We start from the raw sequence: 25,123 nt of genomic DNA on the forward strand, positions 1-25,123 counted from the left end.
CGTTGAATGATATGCAGAAAACGAATGCGGTACCAGTAACCATTTTATGTATAGCGCCCGTATTGATTTTATTTACAGTTATACTTTCTGTATTATATGGTGCGAAAAACATCGATGCTCAAACAGTGTGGAATGCATTATTTCATTTTGATTCAAGCGATGTAAATCATAATATTATTATTACTTCACGTTTGCCAAGGGTAGTTGCAGCTCTTTTAGTCGGAGCATTTCTAGCCATATCAGGAGCACTTATGCAGGGGATGACAAGAAACTATCTTGCATCCCCTTCTATTATGGGTGTGACGGATGGGGCAGCCTTTGTTATTACACTTTGTATGATTTTTCTTCCAGGAATGTCCTCAATTGGCATGGTTTTATGTTCAATGATTGGTTCTGCACTCGGAGCCGGTATTGTGTTTGGTTTTGGTTCGCTTCTTCAAAATGGCTTATCACCAGTTCGGTTAGCAATTATAGGGACAGTTATTGGAACATTTTTAAGCAGTGTATCTGCTGCAATGGCTTCATATTTCCAAATTTCTCAAAATGTTAGTTTTTGGTTTAATGCAAAATTAGATCAAGTCGATCCTAATATAATTAAAATCACGATACCTTTTGGGATAATAGGAATAGTTTTAGCTCTGTTAATCTCAAAATCTATTACTATTCTTTCTTTAGGAGAAGAAGTTTCTATTAATCTAGGACAGCGTACAAAACTAGTTAAAGCGATGGCTATTTTATCAGTTATCTTTTTAACAGGAACTGCAGTTGCTTTAGTGGGGAAAGTTGGTTTTGTAGGTTTAATTATTCCGCACATTACTCGCTTTATAATTGGGGTAGATTATAAATGGATTTTACCATGTGCAGGCGTTATTGGCGGCGTTTTTTTAGCATTATGTGACGTTTTAAGTAGATTTGTAAATTATCCATTTGAAACGCCAATCGGAGTCGTAACATCTTTAATTGGAATTCCTTTCTTCCTTTATTTAATCCGTACAAGAGGAGGAGAGAGACATGCTTAAAAGCTCAAGTCAACGTTTTGGAATGACGATGGGGATTATTATATTTTTAATACTATGTGCTATTTACATAAGTTTAACGAATGGTACGTTTGATATTACAATTACAGATGTATTTAAAACACTCCTTAGAATAGATCCAGTGCCAGACCATGATTTAGTTATTTTTGAGTTTCGTCTTCCGCGCATTGTAATTGCTGGATTAGTAGGATTAGGTCTCGGCGTTGCCGGTGCTGTAATTCAAGGGATTACGAGAAATGGATTGGCGGACCCAGGTATTTTAGGCGTAAATGCCGGAGCAGGAACAGCCATCGTTATTTTTATGTTTTTCTTTCAAGGACAATTAAAAAGTACAGACTGGGTTTCTATTATGATGATGCCAATGTTTGGTTTAGTGGGCGGATTAGGTGCAGCTATCATTATTTATCTGTTTTCTTGGAAAAACGGTAAGTTAGATTCGCAGCGTCTTTTATTAACAGGGATTGCGATTGGATCAGGATTTGGAGCCTTTTCTATGTACTTATCACTCAAAATGAAGTCAACTGATTTTGAAATGGCTGCAGTATGGGTGTCTGGAAGTATTTATAATGCAAACTGGAAATATATTATTGCTATGTTGCCATGGCTTATTATATTAATTCCTCTCATACAAAAGAAAGCTTATTTATTAGATTTATTTCAATTGGAAGAAACGAGTATTACAAGTTTAGGTGTTTCAGTAGAAAGAGAGAAATCAATTTTACTACTAAGTAGTATTGGACTTGTGAGCGCATGTGTTGCTGTTTCAGGAAGTATTGGTTTCATTGGACTAATGGCACCGCATATAGCGAAACGACTTGTCGGTATTCAGCATAAGCATATCATTCCGACGTGCGGAGTAATCGGAATGTTCCTTGTAATTGCTTCAGACTTTATTGCAAAAACAGTTTTCACACCTGTAGAGTTACCAGTTGGAATCGTTATTTCTATTGTCGGTGTACCTTATTTCTTATATTTACTTTATAAGGCGAAAGCGTAAGAGGAGGAATAAAAGTGAGTATTTTAAGTACAAAAAATTTAGAAACAAGTTATGAAAAGCTTACAGTGTTTCGCGATTTAAATGTGGAAATACAAGAAGGAAAAGTAACGACAATTATAGGACCAAACGGGTGCGGTAAATCGACACTGTTAAAAACAATGGGAAGAATTTTAAAGCAAAAGAGCGGTAAAGTATATTTGCAAGGACAGGATTTAAATACAATTCCAACGAAAGAAATTGCGAAGCAGTTAGCTTTACTCCCGCAAACTCCAATTGCGCCAGGAGAGCTGAAAGTAGAAGAATTAATTTCTTATGGACGTTATCCACATCGAAATAATGTAAATAAGCTAACTTCAAAAGATAAAGAGATGATTGACTGGGCATTAGATATAACGAAAACTTCTGAATTTCGAACGAGACAAATTGCAAATTTATCAGGCGGTCAACGACAAAAGGTATGGCTAGCGATGGCGTTAGCACAAGAGACAGAAGTGTTACTACTAGATGAACCAACTACATATCTTGATATGTCTCATCAATTAGATGTATTACAAATTGTAGAAAAATTAAACAAAGAGCATAATTGTACGGTCGTAATGGTACTACATGATATTAACCATGCAGCGAGGTTTTCAGATGAAATTATTGCAATGAAGGAAGGGGAAATCGTTACAACTGGTAGCCCAGAAGAAATCATTACAAATGAAGTGTTAAAAGAAGTATTTCATATTGATGCACGTGTCATGATTGATCCGTATAATGGGTCTCCTGTTTGTTTTGGATACGATAGCGTTGTACCTCAAGATGAAAAAGTGGGAATATATGTAACGAGTTAAGGGGGGATATAAGATGAATACTACTATTGAAAAACAGCAGATTATAACATCTAATACAGAGCAGTGGAACATGTATTCAAAATTAGAAGGTAAGGAATATCAAATTCATATTTCAAAGCCGAGACAGCCAGCACCAGAGTCAGGATATCCTGTTATATACGTATTAGATGGCAATGCCTTTTTTCAAACATTCCATGAAGCAGTTAAAATACAATCAGTTAGAGCAGAAAAAACAGGTGTTTCACCAGCCGTTATAGTAGGGATTGGTTATCGTATTGAAGGGGCATTTTCAGGTGAAGAAAGGTGCTATGATTTTACGCCTAGCGTAATTTCAAAAGATGCGCCTTTAAAACCAGACGGTAAACCGTGGCCTAAAACAGGAGGTGCGCATAACTTCTTTACTTTTATAGAAGAAGAACTGAAACCTCAAATTGAAAAACATTATAAAATTAATGAAAGAAAACAAACATTATTTGGGCATTCGCTAGGTGGTCTATTTGCTTTACATATATTATTTACAAACGTAAATGCCTTTCAAAATTACTTTATTAGTAGTCCATCTATTTGGTGGAATAACCAATCTGTGCTTGAAAAAGAAGAGAATCTTATAAATGAATTAAACAATGCAAAAGTTAAAACAGGAGTATTTCTTACAGTTGGTTCACTAGAACGAGAGCATATGGTTGTAGGTGCAAACGAATTATCAGAGCGCCTTCTTCAGGTAAAAAACGACCAGTTTCGATTTGCGTTTTATGAGGCTGAAGGGGAAAATCATGCATCTATTGTGCCGACTTCTTTAAGTAAAGGATTAAGATTTATTAGTTACCTATAAATTGAAATGAATATCTAATAAAATGCAAACAAAAGGCTATGGGAAATTCTCCATAGCCTTTTGTTTGTGCAAGTAGAATTGTCCTTTTTGAAAGTTTTGTTTCAACTTTTCGTCTAAAGAGACAAAAAGTTGTCACAATTCGGTCGCAATTAGCATAAACATAAAATAGACGAAATGAACTTATTTCCAAAAGGCTTGGTTTATTACAAGCAGGATTCGTAGAGCTGAAAAAGCATGGATGAAAAGTTCACTATATTCCCAAGGAGGTAGATCGTATGAAAACTATTCTTGCTATCGCTGGACTTATTTGGGTTTTATCGCATGGCATCCCAATTTATGAAGGAGAACAAATTCGCAGTGCTCTGAATAAAAATTTTAATGAATATCATATCATTGATCGGCAAGATAATGTTGTGACAGTTCGAGTGAATGATTGTTTTCATACGGTAACCGTTGAAGGAACTTCAGTAGTGAATGATACAAAAGTATGTGATCAGCAATAATTATATAGGGAGAAAAAAGTCTCAATTCAAATATGTGAAGATTGAGGCTTTTATATTTGTAGACGAATAATAAGCGGGGATGGATAATCCTCGCTTATTATTGTTTTAATTTATTGGATTTTGATCGGACATATAATGATTTTTTGACAAAAAGGAAAGGGTATCATGAAAATTGAGACTGAGAAGCTAATAATGTGTTAAGAATAATCATAAAGTGGAAATATACTCATATGGGGTATCATACATAGATATTTAATGCTATAATTGGTATACTCATAAAATCAATTGTTTTATTGGATGAAGAGAACTTTTAAGAAGGTGATAATATGGATCATAAAGAGCATGAATCAGTAACACATAGATCAGAAAAAGAAAAAGAGCAAATTATAAATAGATTGAAGAGAATCGAAGGACAAGTTCGTGGTATTCAAAATATGATTGAAAATGATCGTTATTGCGTGGATATTTTAGTGCAAATTTCAGCGATTAATGCAGCAATGAAAAAAGTAGGGATGGGTGTTCTCAAAAACCATACGAATCATTGTGTTTCGGGTGCTATTAAAAACGGTAATGGTGACGAAGCAATTGAAGAATTAATGACAGTATTTGAACGTTTTTCAAAAGCGTAAGAACAAGCTAGTATGTAACTGGCTTGTTTTTTTATTTACCTCTATATAGGATTTCGAGGTATTGGTGTGAAAAAGTGTGTGTAAAATAAATTTTTAGAAAATAATTGAAAAATCATGACACAAAACCATTGATTACCTTAGGGGGGTATGGTAAGATGAGGTTGTGATTAACAAACAATGAATAAACAAGAGGAGGATTTTAAATGGAACAGTTAACATTAAAAGTTGAAGGTATGTCTTGTGGACATTGTGTAAATGCTATCGAAAGCAGTGTGAAAGAGTTAAACGGTGTTGAACAAGTGAAGGTTCAATTGGCAGAAGGAACTGTTGAAGTTACTATCGATTCGTCTGCTATAACATTAAAAGATATCGTTGCTGTAATCGAAGATCAAGGATACGATGTTCAATAATTATTTTTTAGATATGGAAATAAATCGTACTTTATAGGAAGTACGATTTATTTTGCTAATAATTATACCTCATAAGGGTATGTAGAGGTGAGAGACATGAATGAAAAAAAAGAGGCCAATCTTCAAATATCAGGAATGACATGTGCGGCGTGTGCAAATAGAATTGAAAAAGGTCTAAAAAAAGTAGAAGGTGTTCATGATGCAAATGTAAATTTTGCACTTGAAAAAACAAAAATAATGTATGATCCCCAAAAAACAAATCCACAACAATTTAAGGAAAAAGTTGAATCGTTAGGATATGGAATTTTAAGTGATAAAGCTGAATTTACTGTTTCAGGAATGACATGCGCAGTATGTGCCAATAGAGTAGAAAAGCGTTTAAATAAATTAGAAGGTGTGAATGAAGCGACAGTAAATTTCGCTTTGGAAACGGCTACAGTAGATTTTAATCCTGATGAAGTTAATGTAAATGAAATGAAGAGTGCAATTACAAAATTAGGATATAAATTGGAAGTGAAATCAGATGAGCAAGATGGATCAACTGATCATCGCTTACAAGAAATTGAGCGACAAAAGAAAAAGTTTATCATTTCGTTTATTTTATCATTCCCGTTACTGTGGGCAATGGTAAGTCACTTCTCATTTACATCGTTTATTTATTTACCTGATATGCTTATGAATCCTTGGGTGCAGCTAGCTCTTGCAACACCAGTTCAATTTATCATTGGTGGACAGTTTTATGTTGGGGCTTATAAAGCGTTACGTAATAAAAGTGCTAACATGGATGTTCTTGTGGCGCTTGGAACATCGGCTGCTTATTTCTATAGTGTATATTTAAGCATTCAATCTATCGGTTCTTCGGAACATATGACAGATTTATATTTTGAAACAAGCGCGGTACTTATTACACTAATTATTTTAGGTAAATTATTTGAAGCAAAAGCAAAGGGACGTTCATCAGAAGCAATTAAAAAATTGATGGGTTTACAAGCAAAGACAGCTACAGTTGTGCGAGATGGAACAGAAATGAAAATTTTAATCGAAGAAGTAGTAGCTGGTGATATCGTTTATGTAAAGCCTGGTGAAAAAATTCCGGTAGATGGTGAGATTGTAGAAGGGAAATCAGCAATTGATGAATCGATGTTAACGGGTGAAAGTATTCCAGTTGATAAAACAATTGGGGATTTAGTAATCGGTTCTACAATGAATAAAAATGGATTTTTAAAAGTGAAAGCAACTAAGGTAGGAAGAGATACTGCATTAGCTCAAATTATTAAAGTAGTAGAAGAGGCTCAAGGTTCAAAAGCTCCTATTCAAAGGGTAGCAGATCAAATTTCAGGTATTTTCGTACCGGTTGTAGTTGTAATTGCTATTATTACATTTGTAGTGTGGATGATATTTGTTACACCAGGTGATTTTGGCGGGGCACTTGAGAAAATGATAGCAGTACTTGTTATCGCATGTCCATGTGCACTAGGTCTTGCGACACCTACATCTATTATGGCTGGATCAGGAAGATCAGCTGAGTATGGCATTTTATTTAAAGGCGGGGAGCATTTAGAAGCAACGCATCGATTAGATACAGTTATTCTAGATAAAACAGGTACTGTGACAAATGGGAAACCAGTGTTAACAGATGTAATTGTAGCAGATGGATTCCACGAAGAAGAGATACTACGTTTAGTAGGTGCGGCAGAAAAAAATTCTGAACACCCACTCGCAGAAGCGATTGTAGAAGGAATTAAAGAAAAGAAAATTGATATCCCAAGTTCAGAAACGTTTGAAGCGATTCCGGGATTCGGTATCGAATCAGTTGTAGAAGGGAAACAACTATTAATTGGTACACGTCGATTAATGAAGAAATTCGATATTGATATTGAAGAAATTTCTAAATCGATGGAAGAGCTAGAACGAGAAGGAAAAACAGCAATGCTTATTGCGATCAATAAAGAATATGCTGGTATAGTGGCTGTTGCAGATACTGTAAAAGATACTTCAAAAGCAGCAATCGCTAGACTGAAGAAAATGGGTCTAGACGTTGTTATGATTACAGGAGATAATACACAAACTGCTCAAGCAATCGCTAAGCAAGTTGGTATTGATCACGTAATTGCAGAAGTATTACCAGAAGGAAAAGCAGAAGAAGTGAAAAAACTTCAAGCGCAAGGTAAGAAAGTAGCAATGGTTGGAGATGGAATAAATGATGCACCTGCTCTTGCTACGGCGGATATCGGTATGGCAATTGGAACAGGAACGGATGTAGCGATGGAAGCAGCAGATATTACGTTAATTCGTGGTGATTTAAATAGTATTGCTGATGCAATCTTTATGAGTAAGATGACGATAAGAAATATTAAGCAAAATTTATTCTGGGCACTAGCTTATAACGGCTTAGGAATCCCGATTGCAGCGTTCGGCTTCTTAGCACCTTGGGTTGCAGGAGCGGCTATGGCATTTAGTTCTGTATCGGTCGTATTAAATGCATTACGATTGCAAAGAGTGAAATTAAAATAATAAAAATGTAAATCTATAGAGTAATTGAATATGCTTTTAAACAAAAAACAATACTTTGAAATAAGTATTGTTTTTTGTTTATATAGGAAGAAAAAAGTTATAATAAAGCAGAAATATTGAATCGTAAATGGTAGAAAAGTTAAATGATAGTTTAGTAAGGAGGCTCAAATATGTTAAAAGATACGATCATTAGGACATTCCATAAAGACGATTTAGACCAAGTATTACAGTTGTTCTATGAAACAGTTCATACAATTAATGCAAAAGATTATAACGTGTTACAGTTACAGGCATGGGCATCAGATCAACTAGATAGGGAAAGCTGGTTAAAGTCTTTAGAGAAGAATATTAGTTATGTAGCGGATCATAACGGTGTGATAGTCGGATTTGGAGATTATAATGAGGATTATTACGTAGATCGCTTATTTACACATAAAGATTATCAAGGGAAAAGGATAGCTTCATCCATATTACAGAAGTTAGAAAAAGAAGCAGTGAACTTGGGACATAGGGAGATATATACAGAGGCGAGTATTACAGCAAAACCTTTCTTTGAAAGTAAAGGTTTTATTTGCATAAAGGAACAAAAGAAACAGCATAATGGTCAGATTTTTATTAATTATATAATGAAAAAATAGCCCTCTCGTAAACGAGAAGGCTATTTTTCATTATTTTACAGCTTCTTTTAGTTCTTTACCAGCTTTGAAAGCAGGTACTTTAGAAGCTGCGATTTGCATTTCTTCACCAGTTTGTGGGTTACGGCCTGTACGAGCAGCTCTTTCGCGAACTTCGAATGTACCGAATCCGATAAGTTGTACTTTTTCACCAGCAGCTAAAGTGTTAGTGATTGATTCTACTACAGTTTGTACAACTACAGTAGCTTCTTTTTGAGAAATCTCAGCATTTTGTGCTACGTTTTTAATTAATTCTGTTTTGTTCATGTTTTTCACCTCATATGTAAATAATGCTATTTAAGTTGTTATTATAACGTATAAAACATTCGAGAACAAGTGTACGTACATATATTCGCAAAAAAAATGAAATTTGTAATATTTTTAGAGTCACTTTATAGACCTCTAATTTAAGCCGATACAGATTTGTTCTTTATTTCATTCTTCTCTTTATTTAGAGATAGTTTCTTATTATAAGATATGAAATAAGGTAATGCTACAAAGAACATACCGCCTACTAAGTTTCCGAAGAAAACAAAAATGAAGTTTGGAAAATATTCAGCCCAAGTTAAATGACCGGAAAAAATTGCAGCTGGGATGACAAACATATTGGCTACAACGTGTTGAAATCCAATCGCAACAAAAGTCATAACTGGGAACCAAATGCCGATAATCTTTCCGATAAATTCTTTACTTCCCATACTGAGCCAAACAGCTAAACAAACGAGCCAATTACATCCGATTGCAGAAATGAAAGCTTGTAGTGGTGTATCTTGTAGTTTAGCTTGCGCAATAGAAATTGTTTTCGCTAAAAAAGCTCCCTCTGTTAATCCGACGATATGACCGAAAAAATAAGCAACGAATACAGCACCTATGAAGTTGCTAAACGTAACAATAACTAAATTTCGAATGAAGTGAAATAAGTCAATTTTTTTATGAAGCCACGCCATTGAAACGGTCATCATATTTCCAGTTACTAACTCACCGCCTGCAAGAATAACGAGTATAAGTCCGATAGGGAATACAGCAGCACCTAGAAAACTAGTAAATGATCCCCAAGACTTTGGCATTGTTCCAATAACATGAATATCGAGTAAATACCCTAATGCTATGAAAGCACCGCCAAAAAAACCGAGAATTAGCATAGGGAGTAATGATAAATGAGCTTTTTTTCTTCCAGAATTAGCAGCAAGTTCCGTAATTTCTTCTGGTGTAAATACAGACATGAATAATCTCTCCTTAATAAAATGATAAAAATAAATGGAACATTTTTAAGAATCTATGTATTATAAAAATATGTTATGACTTCTGTATAAATTTGTCAAAGTGAGCAGGGGTGGAATTGGATATAACTAATGTTGTTCGTGTTGTCACATTAATGTAACAATAAGGCTTTAAAGTACGTCTAGAGGTGAGAACATGAATACGTATCATGTAAAAGAAGAACAAAAAAAATCAATCGTCAAGATATCTATAATCAGTTTCATAAGTATAGTAATGATTTCTATAAGTTTGTATTTCTATGCGACAGAAATAGAACGAAAACTAGTAACAGTTACGTGGAATGAAATAGAAGCTTCTACAATTCCTAAAGAGTTTAATAATAAAAAAATATTGCAGTTCTCAGATGTACATTTAGGGCCAGAATTCACATTGAAACAACTAGAAAATTTGGTGGAGAAGATGAATGCATTAAGTCCAGATGTAGTAGTTTTCACAGGGGATTTAATAGATAAGTTTGGATCGTATAAAGCAGAAAGAGAAGAAGCGAAAAGTATTTTACAGAAAATACATGCGCCCTTAGGGAAATATGCTGTGTTTGGGAATCATGACAGGGGCGGTGGAGGTAGTTTATTTTATAAAAAGTATATGGAGGAAGCTGGTTTCTCTGTGTTAGTAAATGAAGTGCAGAAAATTAAAGCGGAAAACGGTAAATATATTACAATATCAGGTTTGGATGATTTCTTATTAGGTAAGCCGCAAATAGACTCGACTTTAAAACATGTAAGGCAACAAGATTTCAATATGCTATTAGTACATGAGCCGGATGTTGTAGATAAAGTAGCTCGTTATCCGGTTGATTTTCAAATGTCAGGACATAGTCACGGAGGACAAGTTCAAATTCCTTTTATAGGTCCATTAATTACTACAAAACTAGCTGAAAGTCATGTTGAAGGTATGTATGAATTAGAAGGGAAGAATAAGCAGTTACATTTATACGTAAATCGTGGTATTGGGACAACTCGAATGCCTGTTAGATTTTGGAGTGTGCCTGAACTTTCAGTATTTGTGTTGAAGCAAAATAGTAACTTGCCTATTCAATAGTAGCAGGACTTTCAGAGAAAGTTCTCTTTTTTATTGATTAAAAACAGAATATTATGTAACTTTTATTTAAAGTGTTAAAAAAGAAAGGGGAATTTCTATGATAGAAACATGGCATAAAGAATTGGAAAGTTTATATAACCAAATGGTTTTGTGGCGAAGAGATTTTCATCAATACCCAGAGCTATCGTTTCAAGAAATAGAAACGCCGAAAAAAATAGCTAAAATCTTAAAAAGTTTTCATATTGATGTGACAACAGATGTTGGGGGAAGAGGGGTAATCGGTGTAATTGAAGGTGAAAGACCTGGAGAGACGATGGCGTTACGTGCTGATTTTGATGAACGCGCGATGTTAATTGGTGGTAAATTACTTTTAAGCCTTGTAAATAGTTATGTAAGAGATCGAAAAAAATCTCTTCATCATGTAGAAGTGAAAAAGTAATTTACATAAATAAAAAACAACAATAGGTCCTATAACCTATTGTTGTTTTTTATTATTTTTGAAAGGGAATAGCATCGAAATATGTTCTATAGTTACTAGAGAATTCAAAGTTATTTTTTGCATCCCAATTAATAGACCAAGACATTAGACCGCGGAAGGCAGGATAGCCACTTTGATTTGAAAGTTTATACTTTCCGCCGAAAGGAATGCCTTTAATGATATAATCTAAAGCTTTTTTCATTTCAGTTGGAGAAATATATCCGCCACTTGGAGCTGCCGCTGGTGCTGCAGGGAGTCCAATCATTACTTGATCCGAACGAAGAGCTGGGAAAATGTTATTTGCATTACCTCCTACTGGAAAACCATGTAAGAGCATATCTGCCATAGCGACTTCGTAGTCTGCAGTACCTTGATTGTAGTTATTACCGTCCATTCCAATGCCACTGCCAGCATTGTAGTGTTGAACGTGAATGTATGTTAGTTTATCTTTCACTCCGTAAATAATTGGTAAATATGCACCCCAGATGCTTCCGTATGCGCTATAACCACCTTGAACATAAGCTGTTTCAGGAGCCATGCTTAATAGAAAATCTGGACCATAATGATCAGAGATTGTTCGAATAGCTGAAATAAGATTTACGATTTGAGGAGTAGTTGGGTTTTTGAAATTAGTGTCATTTCCATTTAAGTAAATACCTGATTCAAGGTCAATATCTATTCCATCAAAATCGTATTTATCGATCAGAGATTGTATGGAATTAATAAAACGTTGCTTAGCAGCATTGTCAGGAAGTAAAACGACCCCATTTTGTCCGCCTATTGAAAGAACTACTTTCTTTCCTTTACTTTTTAAATAAGAAATATCTGATTTGAACTCTGCATCTGTACCATATACAGGAGAAAATTCAACAGTGGAACGGTCACCACCAGTTTCACCGAAAGATACGTTGATTACATCCCATTTTGATGAAACGTCTTTTAATTTAATAATGCCAGTACCGTTATCGAAGTTATGCCAGTATCCAACGAGTAATTTTGATCCTAAATTGTTTGCTGCTTGTGCTTGAAAGGAAACCAGCGGTAGCAGTAAGAAGATTACTAAAGTACAACAAATGAATTTGAACTTGTTTAACATATTAACACTCCTATACAAAAAGTTGTCTAGATGTATAATCTTGTCAATTTAATAATATCTGAAAATTCTTCCTTTTGTAAGGTGGCTATAATTTTCTCAACAATTGTGCATGGAAAAATATTAAACCTAATGTAATAATTTCTATAGGAGATTGCATTACAATTGTTAATTTCAGAATATTTTGATATATTTTAAAGTATGGGACAAGGTTTTTCGCATAATACTCTTACATAAATTTCAAAATTAAGTTTGGAAGGGGATGTACAAGAGTTGGATAAAAATCTTAAGAAAGACCTCAAAATACGCCACATTACAATGATCTCAATTGGCGGCGTAATAGGAGCTGGTTTGTTTGTTGGGAGCGGTGCAGTTGTGCATTCAGCAGGACCGGGCTCTATCGTTTCATATGCTTTAGCAGGCCTACTAGTTATTTTCGTTATGAGAATGTTAGGAGAAATGGCGGCTATTAACCCGACAAGTGGTTCATTTGCAACATATGCACGAGAAGCAATTGGGCCATGGGCAGGTTATACAATTGGATGGCTATATTGGTTTTTCTGGGTAATTGTTATTGCGATTGAAGCCACAGCAGGTGCTGGTATTATTCAATACTGGATTCCAGAAATCCCACTCTGGTTATTAAGCCTAATATTAACGATTTTATTAACATTGACGAATGTTTTTTCGGTGAAATCATTTGGAGAGTTTGAATATTGGTTTTCTTTTATTAAAGTAATTAGTATTGTTTTGTTCCTTTGTCTTGGACTAGCTGTTATTTTAGGATTTGTACCAGGAACGGAAGCACCTGGTACTTCGAATTTAGTAGGACAAGGAGGATTTATGCCAAACGGTATAAGTTCGGTGCTACTTGGAATTACTGTCGTTATATTTTCATTTATGGGATCTGAGATTGTTGCAGTAGCAGCTGGTGAATCTGCTGAACCTGTAAAAGCAGTTAAAACAGCAACAAATAGCGTGATTTGGCGTATTCTCGTATTTTTCATTGGATCTATCGCTGTAGTTGTTACACTTCTTCCATGGAATTCAGCGAACATACTAAAAAGTCCGTTTGTAGCGGTACTGGAACATATAGGAATACCAGCGGCAGCACAAATTATGAATTTTATCGTTTTAACAGCTGTACTTTCATGTTTAAATTCGGGTTTATATACAAACTCAAGAATGCTTTTTTCGATGGCAGAAAGAGGAGATGCTCCAAAGGCGTTTTTGAAATTAAACAGTAGTGGTGTTCCAGTCCGGGCAGTTTTATTCGGAACGTTCTTCGCTTATATTGGAGTTGTTTTTAGCTACATATCTCCAGATAAAGTCTTTTTATTTTTAGTGAATGCATCTGGCGGGATTGCGTTACTCGTTTATCTCGTTATTGCTGTTTCGCATTTAAAGATTCGTAAAAAAATGGGAAGAGTGGAACAACAAAATTTGAAAGTGAAAATGTGGTTCTTCCCGTATGTGACGTATGTTACAATTGCAGCTATTATAGTAGTTTTAGTTGCGATGCTTGCAATTGAATCTTTACGTTCACAAGCACTTTTGACGATGCTTGTTACAGTTCTTATAATCATTTCTTATTTTCTTTTTAATAGAAATAAAAATAGTACAGTGTTGAATACTAAAAGTAAGAATGAGGAATCTGTTCGATTCTAATTTCTTGTTTTCTAAGAAATGCTACATCCAATCATTAGTAGAAAAGATTCATATATAAGTAAAGAAAAGAGTAATTACTATTGTCATAGTGAATATAAACTTTTTTCTTGACTTTTTATACGAAGGCGAGCAAAATGGTAAAAAAGGAAGGGGGGATGAAGATGGAAGAGTACGTATTAGAGCTGTATAACCTGTTATATACGACAGAATGGCAAGATATTGTTTCGTTTCTAGGAATCGTATTTTGTATGAAGATTGTAATTGTATATATGGAAGAGCAAGGTATGTTCTATTCTTTCTCATCCCCGTTCGATGTGCAACGCGAGCCGTTGCTGAACTATGCCAAGGTAAATTACGAACAATTTCCTTTTGTAGCTTTCTTTATGATTCGATTTATTACAGCAATTGTAAAGAAAAAGGAAAGTGACGATGAAGAGTGCCATTCAACTTGTAATATAGCGAATGTTTTTTAAGCTAAATACAAGGAGGAGATTTATATGTGGTTTCGATTTCTTATGATTGGTTTCTTTTCATTAACAGCAATTTCATTAATGGGATATCAAGTGTCTGAAATTTTTCAAGCATATAGCGATACATTTTTTAACAAAAACTAATCGCGTTGCTATTTGAATAATAAAGCGATAAAATCCTTCTTAAGAAGTTTTATTAAGAAGGATTTTTTCTTTGTTTTGTCTTGCTGTGTCAAACTATTGTCACATTTACACTGTGAATAGTATGTTAAAATAGTGAGGTTACGTATACATATTTGAAGGAAGAAGGAGTGACCATTTTGGTAGATCAATCAACAAATCAGAAAAGCTATGCTCCTATTGTGATAACGCTTTCTGTAATTGTAAATGCGATTATTTTATTTTTGTTCTTTGGACCTGTTGGCTATGAAGGAGAAGTACATTTTGATGTAACGATTTTACCAATGTTAAACGCAATTTTTAATAGTTTTACGTTCGTATTCTTATTAGCTGCTTTATATTCTATTATTAAGAAGAATGTGAAAATGCACCGTGGTTTCATCCTAGCAGCATTTATAACAACGTTGCTATTTTGTGTTTCGTATTTATCGTATCATTACTTAGCGCCAGCAACACATTTTGGTGGAGAAGGATTTATTAAATATGTGTATTTCATTATTTTAATTACACATATTATCCTAGCAGCAATTATTGTACCACTTGCATTGTTTGCACTTGTATTTGGTTTTACAAATCAATTAACACGTCACCGTAAAATTGTACGTTGGACGATGCCGATTTGGTTATATGTAAGTTTATCTGGTGTTATTGTTTACTTAATGATCTCACCTTATTACCAATAAAAAAATCTCAGCCTGTAGGCTGGGATTTTTTTATTAAGCAAATATTTTTGTGAAATGAAAAAAATATGGTATACAAAAGTATAGTTGCTTTTCATATAGAAGGGATGGTAAAGGAATATGCAAAATTTTGTATTTCGTAATCCAACGAAACTTATTTTCGGTAAAGGTCAATTAGAACAGTTAAAAACTGAAATTCCACATTTTGGTAAAAAAGTTCTTCTCGTATACGGGGGAGGCAGCATTAAAAGAAACGGTATTTATGATAATGTAATTTCTATTTTAAAGGATATAAATGCAGAAGTATTTGAATTGACAGGTGTTGAACCGAATCCACGTGTATCAACTGTAAAGAAAGGAATTCAAATTTGTAAAGATAATGGTGTTGAATTTATTTTAGCAGTTGGTGGAGGAAGTGTAATCGACTGTACGAAGGCAATTGCAGCTGGTAGTAAGTACGATGGAGATGTGTGGGATATTGTAACGAAAAAAACATTTGCTAGTGAGGCATTACCATTTGGTACTGTGCTTACTCTTGCAGCAACAGGATCTGAAATGAATGCTGGCTCTGTCATTACAAACTGGGAAACGAATGAAAAGTATGGTTGGGGTAGCTCAGTTACCTTCCCGCAGTTTTCAATTTTAGATCCAGTGCATACTGCTTCTGTACCGAAAGATCAAACAATTTATGGTATGGTGGATATTATGTCGCACGTATTAGAACAATATTTCCACCATGGAACAAATACAGAACTACAAGATCGTTATTGTGAATCTGTTTTAAAAACAGTAATTGAGACAGCTCCTAAGCTTTTAAGTGATCTAGAAAATTATGAGCATAGAGAAACTATTTTATATTGCGGTACTATGGCGTTAAACGGCATTTTAGCGATGGGAGTAAAAGGAGACTGGGCAACTCATAATATTGAGCATGCAGTTTCAGCTGTTCATGATATACCACACGGGGGTGGCCTTGCAATTCTATTCCCGCACTGGATGAAGCATGTTGTAGATGAAAATGTAAGTCGTTTTAAACAGTTTGCTATTTGTGTATTCGATGTAGAAACAGATGGAAAGACTGATCGAGAAATTGCGTTAGAAGGAATTGGGGCGTTACGTCAATTTTGGACTTCGATTGAGGCACCAGTAACATTATCTGATTACGCTATTGGTGAAAATGAAATTGATTTAATGGCGGATAAAGCGATGGCTTATGGCGAATTTGGTAACTTTAAAAAATTAAATAAAGATGATGTTTTCAGTATATATAAAGCTTCCTTATAAGTGAATTGAGTAAAGAAACCCATTTGATATAACGATCAAATGGGTTTCTTTTTTGTTGTTTATAACCGTTTTTGATTGTTTTTGGTTATTTGTGAATGTTTATGGTTGATTTTTGTGATCGTTTTCATTATACTGTAATCAAAGAAGAGGTGAGTAAAATGTTAACTCCTGAACGTCATCAAATGATATTACAACTTGTAAAAGAGCAGAAGGTTGTTAAATTACAACAATTAGTGGAAAGAACAGAAAGCTCTGAATCAACAATTCGTCGTGATTTAGCACAATTGGAAAAGCAAAGGTTATTAAAGAGAGTTCATGGTGGTGCTGCTGTTTTAACAGGAAAAGGACAGGAGCCAACGATGGTTGAAAAATCATCCAAAAACATTCAAATAAAACAACAAATTGCGAAGTATGCGGCTAACATAGTTGAACAAGGTGATTGTATTTATTTAGATGCAGGAAGTACAACATTTGAAATGATTCCATTTTTAATAAATAAAGATGTTACAGTCGTTACGAATGGACTTATGCATATTGAAGCTTTAGTTGAAAATAATATTCGTGCATATTTACTAGGCGGGATGATGAAGAGTAGGACGAAAGCTTTAATCGGTGCAATGGCGCAGGAAAGTATACAGAAATATCGCTTTGATAAATGTTTTTTAGGGGCGAATGGTGTACATGAACAGCTTGGTTTTACAACTCCAGATCCAGAAGAGGCACTTTTAAAGCAAATGGCATTAACATTAGCAAACGAAGGATATTTCTTAATTGATGAAAGTAAGTTTTCAGAAGTTGCGTTTGCGAAAATTGCCAATGTTGAAGATGCAAATATTATTACAAACCATTTAGAAATCGATTTAGAAAAATATAAAAGACAAACCAATGTAATTGAGGCTGATAAACAATGATCTATACAGTTACTTTAAACCCATCTATTGATTATGTAGTGCAAGTTAATACCTTCGATTTAGGAGAAGTAAATCGAGCGGAGAAAGATATGAAGTTTCCTGGAGGAAAAGGCATTAATGTTTCTCGCGTTCTTCATCGTTTAGGTGTTGAAAATGTAGCGCTTGGATTTACTGGTGGATTTACCGGTCAATTTATTAAAGATGTATTACATGATGAAGGGGTAATAATAAACTTCATCCAAGTAAATGAAGATACTCGAATTAATGTGAAAATAAAAGGGCAAGAAGAGACGGAATTAAATGGGCAAGGACCTAGTGTGACAAATGAGCAATTTGAACAATTAATGGAACAAATTGAAAGTATGCAAAAGGGAGATTGTGTTGTACTAGCTGGAAGTGTACCCGCGTCTATCCCAACTACTTTTTATGAATCAATCGCAGCGTTCGGAGCTGGAAAAGGCATTCGTGTAGTGGTAGATGCAAGTGGTAATGCGCTGCAGCATGTAATTAAAAACAAACCATTTTTAATAAAGCCAAATCATCATGAACTTGGTGAGTTATTTGGAGTAGAGATTTCAACAGTAGAAGATATTTTACCGTATGGAAGAAAATTAATTGAACAAGGTGTAGAGCACGTTATCGTATCAATGGCCGGAGATGGAGCTTTATTGTTTACGGCAGAAGGTATATATGAAGCAACTGTTCCAAAAGGTGTTGTAATTAATTCGGTTGGGGCTGGAGATTCTCTTGTTGCGGGATTTATAGGTAAATATGAACAGACAAAAGATATTGAAAAGGCATTTCAATATGGCGTTGCTACAGGGAGTGCAACAGCATTTTCAGCTGATTTATGTGAAAAGGAAAAAGTAGAAGAATTATTGTCGCAAGTAATTGTAACTAAGCGATAGGGGGAAGTAACATATGAAAATTACAGAACTATTAAAAAGGGATACAGTTATTATGAATTTGACAGCTTCAAATAAAGAAGCTGTCATAGATGAATTAGTTGAGAAATTAAACGGGGCAAATCGTTTAAATAGTAAAGCCGAATTTAAAGAAGCTATTTTAAAGCGGGAGTCACAAAGTACAACCGGCATTGGTGAAGGGATTGCTATACCTCATGCGAAAACAAAAGCTGTTAAGCAACCAGCGATTTGTTTTGGTAGAAGTGTAAGCGGTATCAACTATGAATCGCTTGACGGACAGTCTGCACATTTATTCTTTATGATTGCTGCGAGTGAAGGGGCGAATAATACTCATTTAGAAACGTTATCACGCCTATCTACACTATTAATGGATGAAGGGTTTCGTAAGCAATTGTTAGAAGCAAAGGATGAAGAGGAACTTCTTCGTTTATTTGATGAAAAAGAAAATGAAAAAGAAGAAGCTGATATTGAAGTTGCAAAACCAGAAGGAAATGAACCGTACGTATTAGCAGTTACGGCTTGCCCAACTGGAATCGCTCACACATACATGGCTGCGGATAGCTTGAAAGCAAAAGCAGCAGAGTTAGGAATAGTAATTAAAGTTGAAACAAACGGATCAACAGGTATAAAAAACGGTTTAACGAAAGAGGATATTGAACGTGCAACGGCTATTATCGTCGCGGCAGATAAACAAGTAGAAATGAACCGTTTTGCTGGGAAGCATGTCATTCAAGTGCCAGTCGCTGACGGGATTAGAAAAACTGAAAATCTTCTTAATCGTGCTGTAAAACAAGATGCACCAATCTTTAAAGGTGTAAAAGAGGATGGAAAGGCAGAAAATACGGAGAAAGAAAAAGGATTAGGAATTTATAAGCATTTAATGAACGGTGTAAGTAATATGCTTCCATTCGTTGTTGGTGGCGGGATTTTAATCGCATTAGCATTTATGTTCGGTGGAATTAAGGCGGAAGGTCCTATTGCTGAAATATTAATGACTATTGGCGGTGGAGAAAAAGGAGCCTTTTTATTCCTTGTACCAATTTTAGCTGGATTTATTGCAAGTTCTATTGCTGATCGACCTGGTTTTATGCCTGGTATTGTAGGTGGATTTTTAGCAGCGCAAGCAAATGCTGGCTTTTTAGGTGGGTTAATTGCTGGGTTCTTAGCTGGATATGTTGTTGTTGGTTTGAAAAAATTATTTTCTAGTTTACCAGCGCAGTTAGAAGGTATTAAACCAGTCTTGATTTATCCGGTATTAGGGTTATTAATTACAGGTGTTATCATGTTAAAAGTAGTTAATCCACCTGTAGTTGCGTTAAACGAAATGTTAACGAGTTGGTTAAATAGTTTAGGTGGTACAAATGCTATACTATTAGGTTTAATTTTAGGTGGGATGATGGCAATCGATATGGGGGGACCAATTAATAAAGCAGCATTTACATTTGGTATCGCTGCAATCTCAGCAGGGAACTTTGGTGTTCACTCAGCAGTTATGGCTGGTGGTATGGTACCGCCGCTAGCAATTGCATTAGCAACTACATTCTTTAAATCGAAGTTTACAGAAGCGGAACGTAAGTCTGGTTTAACAAATTATATTATGGGAGCATCGTTTATTACAGAAGGTGCGATTCCATTTGCAGCTGCAGATCCGGTTCGAGTAATAGTAAGTTGTGTTGTTGGTTCAAGTATTGCAGGTGCATTATCTATGTTATTCCAAATTACATTACCGGCACCGCATGGTGGATTGTTTGTTATCGCATTAGTAAATAAACCAGTGTTATATATTTTCTCGATATTGATAGGGGCAGTTGTTTCTGCTCTTATGATGGGAATTTGGAAAAAGAAAGTTAAATAATACGTGTAAAGGGAGTAGCTTTTATTAGCTGCTCCCTTTTATTACAAGAAAGGAGGTTAATAATTGAAGAAAGATGAATTTTAGTAAAAGATGTAATGAAATATGGTTTTTTTGTAACAAAAAAGTAATACTGTAATTTTTTCTGGAAAAAAATTCTGGTGCTTGTATGTGGAAAATATATGAAAACTATTGGGGGTTCTATTGGAAATGTAATTCATTAATATGGAAATTTATGTTACAAATCATTAATCGTATATTACGAATGGTTTGTAATTGTGTGTTTTCTAAAAATTTTAAAAATCCGTTGCTATAATGAAAATACGAAAACAAAGCAAATGGAGGCTATTCATGAAAAAATTATTAGGTATAGCAACGGCGGCAGTTTTTGGTCTTGGGATTTTTACAGGTTCTGCGAAAGCAGAAACGATTGTAACAACAGACGTATTAAATGTTAGAGAAAACCCAACTGTAGAGTCAAAGCTTGTAGGTAAAATGTTAAGTGGAAATAAATTAGACGTTATAAATACAGAAAATGGATGGACAAAAATTAAAGTAAATGGTAAAGAAGCGTTTGTAAGTGCTGAATTTACAAAAAGTACATATTATGTAACGGCAGGCGTGTTAAATGTTCGTGCCGGAGCGAATACTGACTCTGAAATTCTTGGTAAACTGAATAAAGATGATGTAATTGAAACGACAAATCAGGTTCAAAATGAATGGTTACAATTCGACTACAATGGAAAAGTTGGATATGTTCACGTGCCATTTTTAACAGGAACGGCACCAGTGATTGAAAAGAAAGAAGTTGTAACGCAAGAAGAAGCGCCGGTAAGGGTAAATACGCCGGTTAAAAATAATAAAGTAGTTAAGAGTAAAGAATCTGTTAAGAATGTAGATTCAAGTAAACCTGTGGCAAAACAGCAGTCAACTACGAAACAAGTTGCGAAATCTACTGAAACAAGTGCACCTGCTGGTGGACGTGAAATAACAGTAGAAGCGACAGCGTATACAGCGCATCCAAGTGAGAATGGTACGTATGGTGGTCGTGTATTAACTGCAATGGGGCATGATTTAACAGCGAATCCAAACATGAAAGTAATTGCTGTTGATCCTAAAGTAATTCCACTAGGATCAAAAGTGTGGGTAGAAGGATATGGAGAAGCGATTGCTGGAGATACTGGTGGTGCGATTAAAGGAAATCGTATTGATGTATTAGTAGGCTCAGATGGTACTGCTAATAGCTGGGGGCGCAAATCTGTAAAAGTGAAAGTTATCCAGTAGTGTATATGTATTAATATAAAAGGCGGTTGCTTGAAAGTATGTAAGCAACCGCCTTTTATGGATTATTGAAAAGGATAAATAGTTTTACCTGTAATAATTTTATATGCACTGCAAAATTGATTTTGTATATACTCTGTATCTTTATTTTCTGGATGTAATGTTGTTTCTTGGAGAGTAGAATGAAAAGAGCGTAGCAAACAATTTAAGGCGAAGTATAATTCTTCTTGTGAACAATTTTGTTCTTTTGTAGCAGTAGCTAAAATGAGGTCTTTTGTTAAAGATGAAAAATTAATGGTGGTTTGTTTCATAGTCAACTCATCCTCTCGAAGGTACTTTTAATCATGTATATGCGGAATTGGACAAACTATGTTCTTTTTTTATTTATAATTTCATGTACCGAAATGAAAGAACTTGCAATCATGCCGTTAAAATTGGTAAGATTGGATATAATCAATAGATGGAGTACATTACATAAAGAGAGTTGAATGATATGGGAGAAGTGCAACGTGAAAAAGTTGCTGTCATCATTGGACCAACTGCTGTTGGGAAGACGAAGTTAAGTATTGATCTTGCCAAAGCGTTGAATGGTGAAATTATAAGTGGAGATTCCATGCAGATTTATCGTACGATGGATATTGGAACTGCAAAGGTGACGAAAGAAGAGATGGACGGAATTCCACATTATATGGTCGATATAAAAAATCCGGAAGAATCATTTTCAGTTGCCGAATTTCAAGAACGTGTTCGTAAGCATATTCGAGAGATTACAGAGCGTGGTAAATTGCCAATTATCGTTGGTGGAACTGGTCTGTATATACAATCTGTTTTATTCGATTATCAGTTTACGGATGATGCTGGTGATACTATATATCGAGAGCAAATGGAAAAATTAGCATTAGAACGTGGTGTGGAATATGTACATAAGAAATTACAAGAAGTAGACCCAGAAAGCGCTGAGCGTATTCATGCAAATAATGTACGCCGTGTCATTAGAGCGTTAGAAATTTTCCACACGACGGGTGAAAAAATGAGTGATCAACTTGAAAAACAAGAAAACGAGTTGTTATACAATGTTTCCTTGATTGGCTTGACAATGGATCGAGAAATGCTATACGATCGCATTAACTTACGAGTTGATATAATGATGGACCAAGGTTTATTAGAAGAAGTAGAAGGATTGTATAATAGAGGGATAAGTGATTGTCAATCTATTCAAGCAATTGGGTATAAAGAGATATATAATTATTTTGAGGATCGTGTCTCTTTAGAAGAAGCGGTATCACAATTAAAGACGAATTCACGTCGTTATGCAAAGCGTCAATTAACGTGGTTCCGTAATAAGATGGATGTCACATGGTTTGATGTTACAGACGGTGAAAAAACGTCAGAAATTTTACGATACATAGAAGGAAAGTTACAACTAAAGTCGAATAATAGTAAGTAGAGAAAAAGAGGAGGATTCGACATGAAGCAATCAATCAATATTCAAGATCAGTTTTTAAATCAACTCCGTAAAGAGAATACGTTTGTTACGCTGTACTTATTAAATGGTTTCCAGCTTCGTGGATTAATTAAAGGATTTGATAATTTTACAGTCCTACTGGAAACAGAAGGTAAGCAACAGCTTATTTATAAACATGCAATTTCTACATTTGTTCCACAAAAAAATGTTTCAATTGAATTAGAGTAGTAATGAATTATTGTACATAACAAAAAAAGAGCGAGTTTCTCGCTCTTTTTTTATTTGCCATAAACAATAAATAGTGAAATTTAAGCGATTCTAAATACAGTTAGACGAATGTTAGTGTTTCCTGTTACGGGGATCGTAATCTCGTTAAGAGTAGATTGGACAGAAATGTTTGCGCCGGCAGTTAATGTTTCGATTGTAGTAAATGAAAGTGAGTCGCCTATTAGATTTGAAGAGAAGTTGTCAGTTGCGACTGCTCCATTTATTGAAATTCCTACTCCGAGTGGAGCGCATCCTGGTGCAGTTGTAGAGATGGATACGCTAATTACATAAATACCACCGTTGATAACAGTAACTGTATCTGTGCCGTTGAAGATAATATTGTTTACATTAATTGCAGTATTAAAAATGAAGTTGTTAAATTGGAGTACTGTTTGTTGAATGTTGTTTGTTACAACAATTGTTGCTACAGGGAAGCTAGGTCCAGTAGGCCCAGTAGGTCCGGTAACTCCTATACCAGTAGCGCCCGTTGGTCCTTGAACACCTTGAGGTCCAGTAGCGCCGGTAGCACCAGCTGGTCCTTGAGCACCTTGAGGTCCAGTAGCGCCGGTAGCACCAGCTGGTCCTTGAACACCTTGAGGTCCAGTAGCACCTGTGTTACCTTGAGGTCCCTGAGGTCCAGTAGGTCCCTGAGGCCCACCAGAAGGTCCGGTAGGTCCGGTAACTCCTATACCAGTAGCGCCCGTGTTACCTTGAGGTCCCTGAGGTCCAGTAGCGCCGGTAGCACCTGTGTTACCTTGAACACCTTGAGGCCCAGTAGCACCTGTGTTACCTTGAGCACCTTGAGGCCCAGTAGCACCTGTGTTACCTTGAACGCCTTGAGGCCCAGTGGCACCAGTAGCACCAGTGTTACCTTGAACACCCTGAGGTCCAGTGGCACCAGTAGCACCAGTAGCGCCAGTGTTACCTTGAGGTCCCTGAGGTCCAGTAGCGCCGGTAGCACCAGTGTTACCTTGAGGTCCAGTAGCACCGGTAGCACCAGTAGCGCCCGTGTTACCTTGAGGTCCAGTAGCACCAGTAGCACCAGTAGCACCAGTAGCACCAGTGTTACCTTGAACACCTTGAGGCCCAGTAGCGCCAGTGGCACCGGTAGCACCGGTAGCACCAGTGTTACCTTGAACACCTTGAGGCCCAGTAGCGCCAGTGGCACCGGTAGCACCAGTAGCACCAGTGTTACCTTGAGCACCTTGAGGTCCAGTAGCGCCAGTAGCGCCAGTGTTACCTTGAACGCCTTGAGGTCCAGTAGCGCCAGTGGCACCAGTGTTACCTTGAGGTCCAGTAGCGCCAGTGGCACCAGTGTTACCTTGAGGTCCAGTAGCACCGGTAGCGCCAGTGTTACCTTGAGGTCCAGTAGCGCCAGTGGCACCAGTAGCACCAGTAGCACCAGTAGCGCCAGTGTTACCTTGAGGTCCAGTAGCACCGGTAGCGCCAGTGTTACCTTGAGGTCCAGTAGCGCCAGTAGCACCAGTAGCACCCGTGTTACCTTGAGGTCCAGTAGCACCGGTAGCGCCAGTGTTACCTTGAGGTCCAGTGGCACCAGTAGCACCAGTAGCACCCGTGTTACCTTGAGGTCCAGTAGCACCGGTAGCACCAGTAGCACCAGTAGCGCCAGTGGCACCAGTAGCACCGGTAGCGCCAGTGGCACCAGTAGCACCAGTAGCACCAGTAGCACCAGTAGCACCGGTAGCGCCAGTGTTACCTTGAGGTCCAGTAGCGCCAGTAGCGCCAGTGTTACCTTGAGGTCCAGTAGCGCCAGTAGCGCCAGTGTTACCTTGAGGTCCAGTAGCGCCAGTAGC

At 36.1% G+C, this 25,123-nt stretch carries 25 protein-coding genes and 1 pseudogene; 21 read left to right on the forward strand and 5 right to left on the reverse strand.

Annotation, left to right across the window (positions count from 1 at the left end):
• The first annotated feature begins 11 nt into the window (after positions 1-11).
• The 9 genes from ACQVV1_RS06445 to ACQVV1_RS06485 all read left to right on the forward strand — a co-directional run bounded on the left by ACQVV1_RS06445 (position 12) and on the right by ACQVV1_RS06485 (position 8,396).
• Positions 12-1,019: a FecCD family ABC transporter permease gene (locus tag ACQVV1_RS06445; RefSeq protein WP_242251958.1), complete on the forward strand. Its 1,008-nt coding sequence runs from the start codon at positions 12-14 to the stop codon at positions 1,017-1,019.
• Complete coding sequence (locus tag ACQVV1_RS06450; protein ID WP_029439532.1) at positions 1,012-2,034, forward strand: FecCD family ABC transporter permease; 1,023 nt, start codon at positions 1,012-1,014, stop codon at positions 2,032-2,034. The genes ACQVV1_RS06445 and ACQVV1_RS06450 overlap by 8 nt, the downstream gene beginning before the upstream one ends.
• 14 nt (positions 2,035-2,048) lie before the next feature.
• Complete coding sequence (locus ACQVV1_RS06455; RefSeq protein ID WP_242251955.1) at positions 2,049-2,870, forward strand: ABC transporter ATP-binding protein; 822 nt, start codon at positions 2,049-2,051, stop codon at positions 2,868-2,870.
• 13 nt (positions 2,871-2,883) lie between these two features.
• Complete coding sequence (locus ACQVV1_RS06460; protein ID WP_242251953.1) at positions 2,884-3,702, forward strand: alpha/beta hydrolase; 819 nt, start codon at positions 2,884-2,886, stop codon at positions 3,700-3,702.
• Between the two features lie 275 nt (positions 3,703-3,977).
• Positions 3,978-4,205, forward strand: coding sequence for a hypothetical protein (locus ACQVV1_RS06465; RefSeq protein ID WP_000849103.1), 228 nt, complete (start codon positions 3,978-3,980; stop codon positions 4,203-4,205).
• A 326-nt stretch (positions 4,206-4,531) separates the two neighbouring features.
• A complete protein-coding gene (locus ACQVV1_RS06470; RefSeq protein WP_063221009.1) occupies positions 4,532-4,834 on the forward strand; it encodes a metal-sensing transcriptional repressor in 303 nt (100 codons plus the stop codon).
• Positions 4,835-5,037: 203 nt separating this feature from the next.
• Entirely contained in the window at positions 5,038-5,244 is a 207-nt protein-coding gene (copZ, locus tag ACQVV1_RS06475) for a copper chaperone CopZ (protein ID WP_060631903.1), read from the forward strand.
• A 96-nt stretch (positions 5,245-5,340) separates the two neighbouring features.
• Entirely contained in the window at positions 5,341-7,758 is a 2,418-nt protein-coding gene (locus ACQVV1_RS06480; protein ID WP_431168692.1) for a heavy metal translocating P-type ATPase, read from the forward strand.
• A gap of 170 nt (positions 7,759-7,928) precedes the next feature.
• A complete protein-coding gene (locus ACQVV1_RS06485; protein WP_242251950.1) occupies positions 7,929-8,396 on the forward strand; it encodes a GNAT family N-acetyltransferase in 468 nt (155 codons plus the stop codon).
• Positions 8,397-8,426: 30 nt separating this feature from the next.
• Here ACQVV1_RS06485 and ACQVV1_RS06490 read toward each other — a convergent pair whose 3' ends face one another.
• Complete coding sequence (locus tag ACQVV1_RS06490; protein ID WP_001043904.1) at positions 8,427-8,699, reverse strand: HU family DNA-binding protein; 273 nt, start codon at positions 8,697-8,699, stop codon at positions 8,427-8,429.
• Between the two features lie 140 nt (positions 8,700-8,839).
• Positions 8,840-9,655, reverse strand: coding sequence for a formate/nitrite transporter family protein (locus ACQVV1_RS06495; RefSeq protein ID WP_242251949.1), 816 nt, complete (start codon positions 9,653-9,655; stop codon positions 8,840-8,842).
• A 193-nt stretch (positions 9,656-9,848) separates the two neighbouring features.
• Between ACQVV1_RS06495 and ACQVV1_RS06500 the strand changes: the two genes are divergently transcribed.
• Together ACQVV1_RS06500 and ACQVV1_RS06505 are read left to right on the forward strand one after the other, a co-directional pair.
• Positions 9,849-10,754, forward strand: coding sequence for a metallophosphoesterase (locus tag ACQVV1_RS06500; protein WP_242251948.1), 906 nt, complete (start codon positions 9,849-9,851; stop codon positions 10,752-10,754).
• A 97-nt stretch (positions 10,755-10,851) separates the two neighbouring features.
• Positions 10,852-11,091: pseudogene (locus ACQVV1_RS06505) on the forward strand (amidohydrolase); the annotation flags it as partial.
• 154 nt (positions 11,092-11,245) lie between these two features.
• Here ACQVV1_RS06505 and ACQVV1_RS06510 read toward each other — a convergent pair.
• Positions 11,246-12,328 (reverse strand): chitinase, encoded by a 1,083-nt coding sequence (locus ACQVV1_RS06510; protein WP_309259231.1) that lies wholly within the window; start codon positions 12,326-12,328, stop codon positions 11,246-11,248.
• Between the two features lie 270 nt (positions 12,329-12,598).
• Between ACQVV1_RS06510 and gabP the strand changes: the two genes are divergently transcribed.
• The 8 genes from gabP (at position 12,599) to entD (ending at position 21,580) form a co-directional block, all read left to right on the forward strand.
• Positions 12,599-13,993, forward strand: coding sequence for a GABA permease (gene gabP / locus ACQVV1_RS06515; RefSeq protein WP_242251946.1), 1,395 nt, complete (start codon positions 12,599-12,601; stop codon positions 13,991-13,993).
• A 134-nt stretch (positions 13,994-14,127) separates the two neighbouring features.
• Complete coding sequence (locus ACQVV1_RS06520) at positions 14,128-14,466, forward strand: hypothetical protein (RefSeq protein WP_242251945.1); 339 nt, start codon at positions 14,128-14,130, stop codon at positions 14,464-14,466.
• Positions 14,467-14,783: 317 nt separating this feature from the next.
• Positions 14,784-15,326 carry a DUF420 domain-containing protein gene (locus ACQVV1_RS06525; RefSeq protein WP_242251944.1) on the forward strand — a complete coding sequence of 181 codons (543 nt, stop codon included), beginning with the start codon at positions 14,784-14,786 and terminating at the stop codon, positions 15,324-15,326.
• 117 nt (positions 15,327-15,443) lie between these two features.
• Positions 15,444-16,607 carry an iron-containing alcohol dehydrogenase gene (locus ACQVV1_RS06530; RefSeq protein WP_242251943.1) on the forward strand — a complete coding sequence of 388 codons (1,164 nt, stop codon included), beginning with the start codon at positions 15,444-15,446 and terminating at the stop codon, positions 16,605-16,607.
• 158 nt (positions 16,608-16,765) lie between these two features.
• Complete coding sequence (locus ACQVV1_RS06535; protein WP_048530344.1) at positions 16,766-17,518, forward strand: DeoR/GlpR family DNA-binding transcription regulator; 753 nt, start codon at positions 16,766-16,768, stop codon at positions 17,516-17,518.
• On the forward strand, positions 17,515-18,426 hold the full coding sequence (gene pfkB / locus ACQVV1_RS06540) for a 1-phosphofructokinase (RefSeq protein WP_242251941.1): 912 nt from the start codon (positions 17,515-17,517) through the stop codon (positions 18,424-18,426). Before ACQVV1_RS06535 ends, pfkB begins: the two co-directional genes overlap by 4 nt.
• 13 nt (positions 18,427-18,439) lie before the next feature.
• Positions 18,440-20,299 carry a PTS fructose transporter subunit IIABC gene (locus ACQVV1_RS06545; RefSeq protein WP_242251940.1) on the forward strand — a complete coding sequence of 620 codons (1,860 nt, stop codon included), beginning with the start codon at positions 18,440-18,442 and terminating at the stop codon, positions 20,297-20,299.
• A gap of 348 nt (positions 20,300-20,647) precedes the next feature.
• Positions 20,648-21,580, forward strand: coding sequence for a cell wall-binding protein EntD (gene entD / locus ACQVV1_RS06550; RefSeq protein ID WP_242251939.1), 933 nt, complete (start codon positions 20,648-20,650; stop codon positions 21,578-21,580).
• Between the two features lie 62 nt (positions 21,581-21,642).
• On the opposite strand, the gene ACQVV1_RS06555 is transcribed toward entD, so the two are convergent.
• Positions 21,643-21,888, reverse strand: coding sequence for a hypothetical protein (locus tag ACQVV1_RS06555; RefSeq protein WP_242251938.1), 246 nt, complete (start codon positions 21,886-21,888; stop codon positions 21,643-21,645).
• A 182-nt stretch (positions 21,889-22,070) separates the two neighbouring features.
• Here ACQVV1_RS06555 and miaA point away from each other — a divergent pair, with 182 nt between their 5' ends.
• Positions 22,071-23,024, forward strand: coding sequence for a tRNA (adenosine(37)-N6)-dimethylallyltransferase MiaA (gene miaA, locus ACQVV1_RS06560; RefSeq protein ID WP_242251937.1), 954 nt, complete (start codon positions 22,071-22,073; stop codon positions 23,022-23,024).
• 21 nt (positions 23,025-23,045) lie between these two features.
• On the forward strand, positions 23,046-23,270 hold the full coding sequence (hfq, locus tag ACQVV1_RS06565) for an RNA chaperone Hfq (RefSeq protein ID WP_000813896.1): 225 nt from the start codon (positions 23,046-23,048) through the stop codon (positions 23,268-23,270).
• Between the two features lie 80 nt (positions 23,271-23,350).
• Here the strand turns inward: hfq and ACQVV1_RS06570 are convergent.
• The coding region (locus ACQVV1_RS06570; protein WP_431168693.1) for a Gly-Xaa-Xaa repeat protein at positions 23,351-25,123 on the reverse strand (1,773 nt) is incomplete at its 5' end.

Source organism: Bacillus basilensis, from assembly GCF_050630465.1.
Lineage (GTDB): Bacteria > Bacillota > Bacilli > Bacillales > Bacillaceae_G > Bacillus_A > Bacillus_A basilensis.

Excerpts from the sequence above, each read along its gene's own strand:
- ACQVV1_RS06445 (WP_242251958.1), top strand. The coding sequence starts at position 12 with ATGCAGAAAACGAATGCGGTACCAGTAACCATTTTATGTATAGCGCCC.
- ACQVV1_RS06450 (WP_029439532.1), top strand. The coding sequence starts at position 1,012 with ATGCTTAAAAGCTCAAGTCAACGTTTTGGAATGACGATGGGGATTATT.
- ACQVV1_RS06460 (WP_242251953.1), top strand. The coding sequence starts at position 2,884 with ATGAATACTACTATTGAAAAACAGCAGATTATAACATCTAATACAGAG.
- ACQVV1_RS06465 (WP_000849103.1), top strand. The coding sequence starts at position 3,978 with ATGAAAACTATTCTTGCTATCGCTGGACTTATTTGGGTTTTATCGCAT.
- ACQVV1_RS06470 (WP_063221009.1), top strand. The coding sequence starts at position 4,532 with ATGGATCATAAAGAGCATGAATCAGTAACACATAGATCAGAAAAAGAA.
- copZ (WP_060631903.1), top strand. The coding sequence starts at position 5,038 with ATGGAACAGTTAACATTAAAAGTTGAAGGTATGTCTTGTGGACATTGT.
- ACQVV1_RS06480 (WP_431168692.1), top strand. The coding sequence starts at position 5,341 with ATGAATGAAAAAAAAGAGGCCAATCTTCAAATATCAGGAATGACATGT.
- ACQVV1_RS06485 (WP_242251950.1), top strand. The coding sequence starts at position 7,929 with ATGTTAAAAGATACGATCATTAGGACATTCCATAAAGACGATTTAGAC.
- ACQVV1_RS06490 (WP_001043904.1), bottom strand. The coding sequence starts at position 8,699 with ATGAACAAAACAGAATTAATTAAAAACGTAGCACAAAATGCTGAGATT.
- ACQVV1_RS06495 (WP_242251949.1), bottom strand. The coding sequence starts at position 9,655 with ATGTCTGTATTTACACCAGAAGAAATTACGGAACTTGCTGCTAATTCT.
- ACQVV1_RS06500 (WP_242251948.1), top strand. The coding sequence starts at position 9,849 with ATGAATACGTATCATGTAAAAGAAGAACAAAAAAAATCAATCGTCAAG.
- ACQVV1_RS06510 (WP_309259231.1), bottom strand. The coding sequence starts at position 12,328 with ATGTTAAACAAGTTCAAATTCATTTGTTGTACTTTAGTAATCTTCTTA.
- ACQVV1_RS06520 (WP_242251945.1), top strand. The coding sequence starts at position 14,128 with ATGGTAAAAAAGGAAGGGGGGATGAAGATGGAAGAGTACGTATTAGAG.
- ACQVV1_RS06530 (WP_242251943.1), top strand. The coding sequence starts at position 15,444 with ATGCAAAATTTTGTATTTCGTAATCCAACGAAACTTATTTTCGGTAAA.
- ACQVV1_RS06535 (WP_048530344.1), top strand. The coding sequence starts at position 16,766 with ATGTTAACTCCTGAACGTCATCAAATGATATTACAACTTGTAAAAGAG.
- pfkB (WP_242251941.1), top strand. The coding sequence starts at position 17,515 with ATGATCTATACAGTTACTTTAAACCCATCTATTGATTATGTAGTGCAA.
- ACQVV1_RS06545 (WP_242251940.1), top strand. The coding sequence starts at position 18,440 with ATGAAAATTACAGAACTATTAAAAAGGGATACAGTTATTATGAATTTG.
- entD (WP_242251939.1), top strand. The coding sequence starts at position 20,648 with ATGAAAAAATTATTAGGTATAGCAACGGCGGCAGTTTTTGGTCTTGGG.
- ACQVV1_RS06555 (WP_242251938.1), bottom strand. The coding sequence starts at position 21,888 with ATGAAACAAACCACCATTAATTTTTCATCTTTAACAAAAGACCTCATT.
- miaA (WP_242251937.1), top strand. The coding sequence starts at position 22,071 with ATGGGAGAAGTGCAACGTGAAAAAGTTGCTGTCATCATTGGACCAACT.
- hfq (WP_000813896.1), top strand. The coding sequence starts at position 23,046 with ATGAAGCAATCAATCAATATTCAAGATCAGTTTTTAAATCAACTCCGT.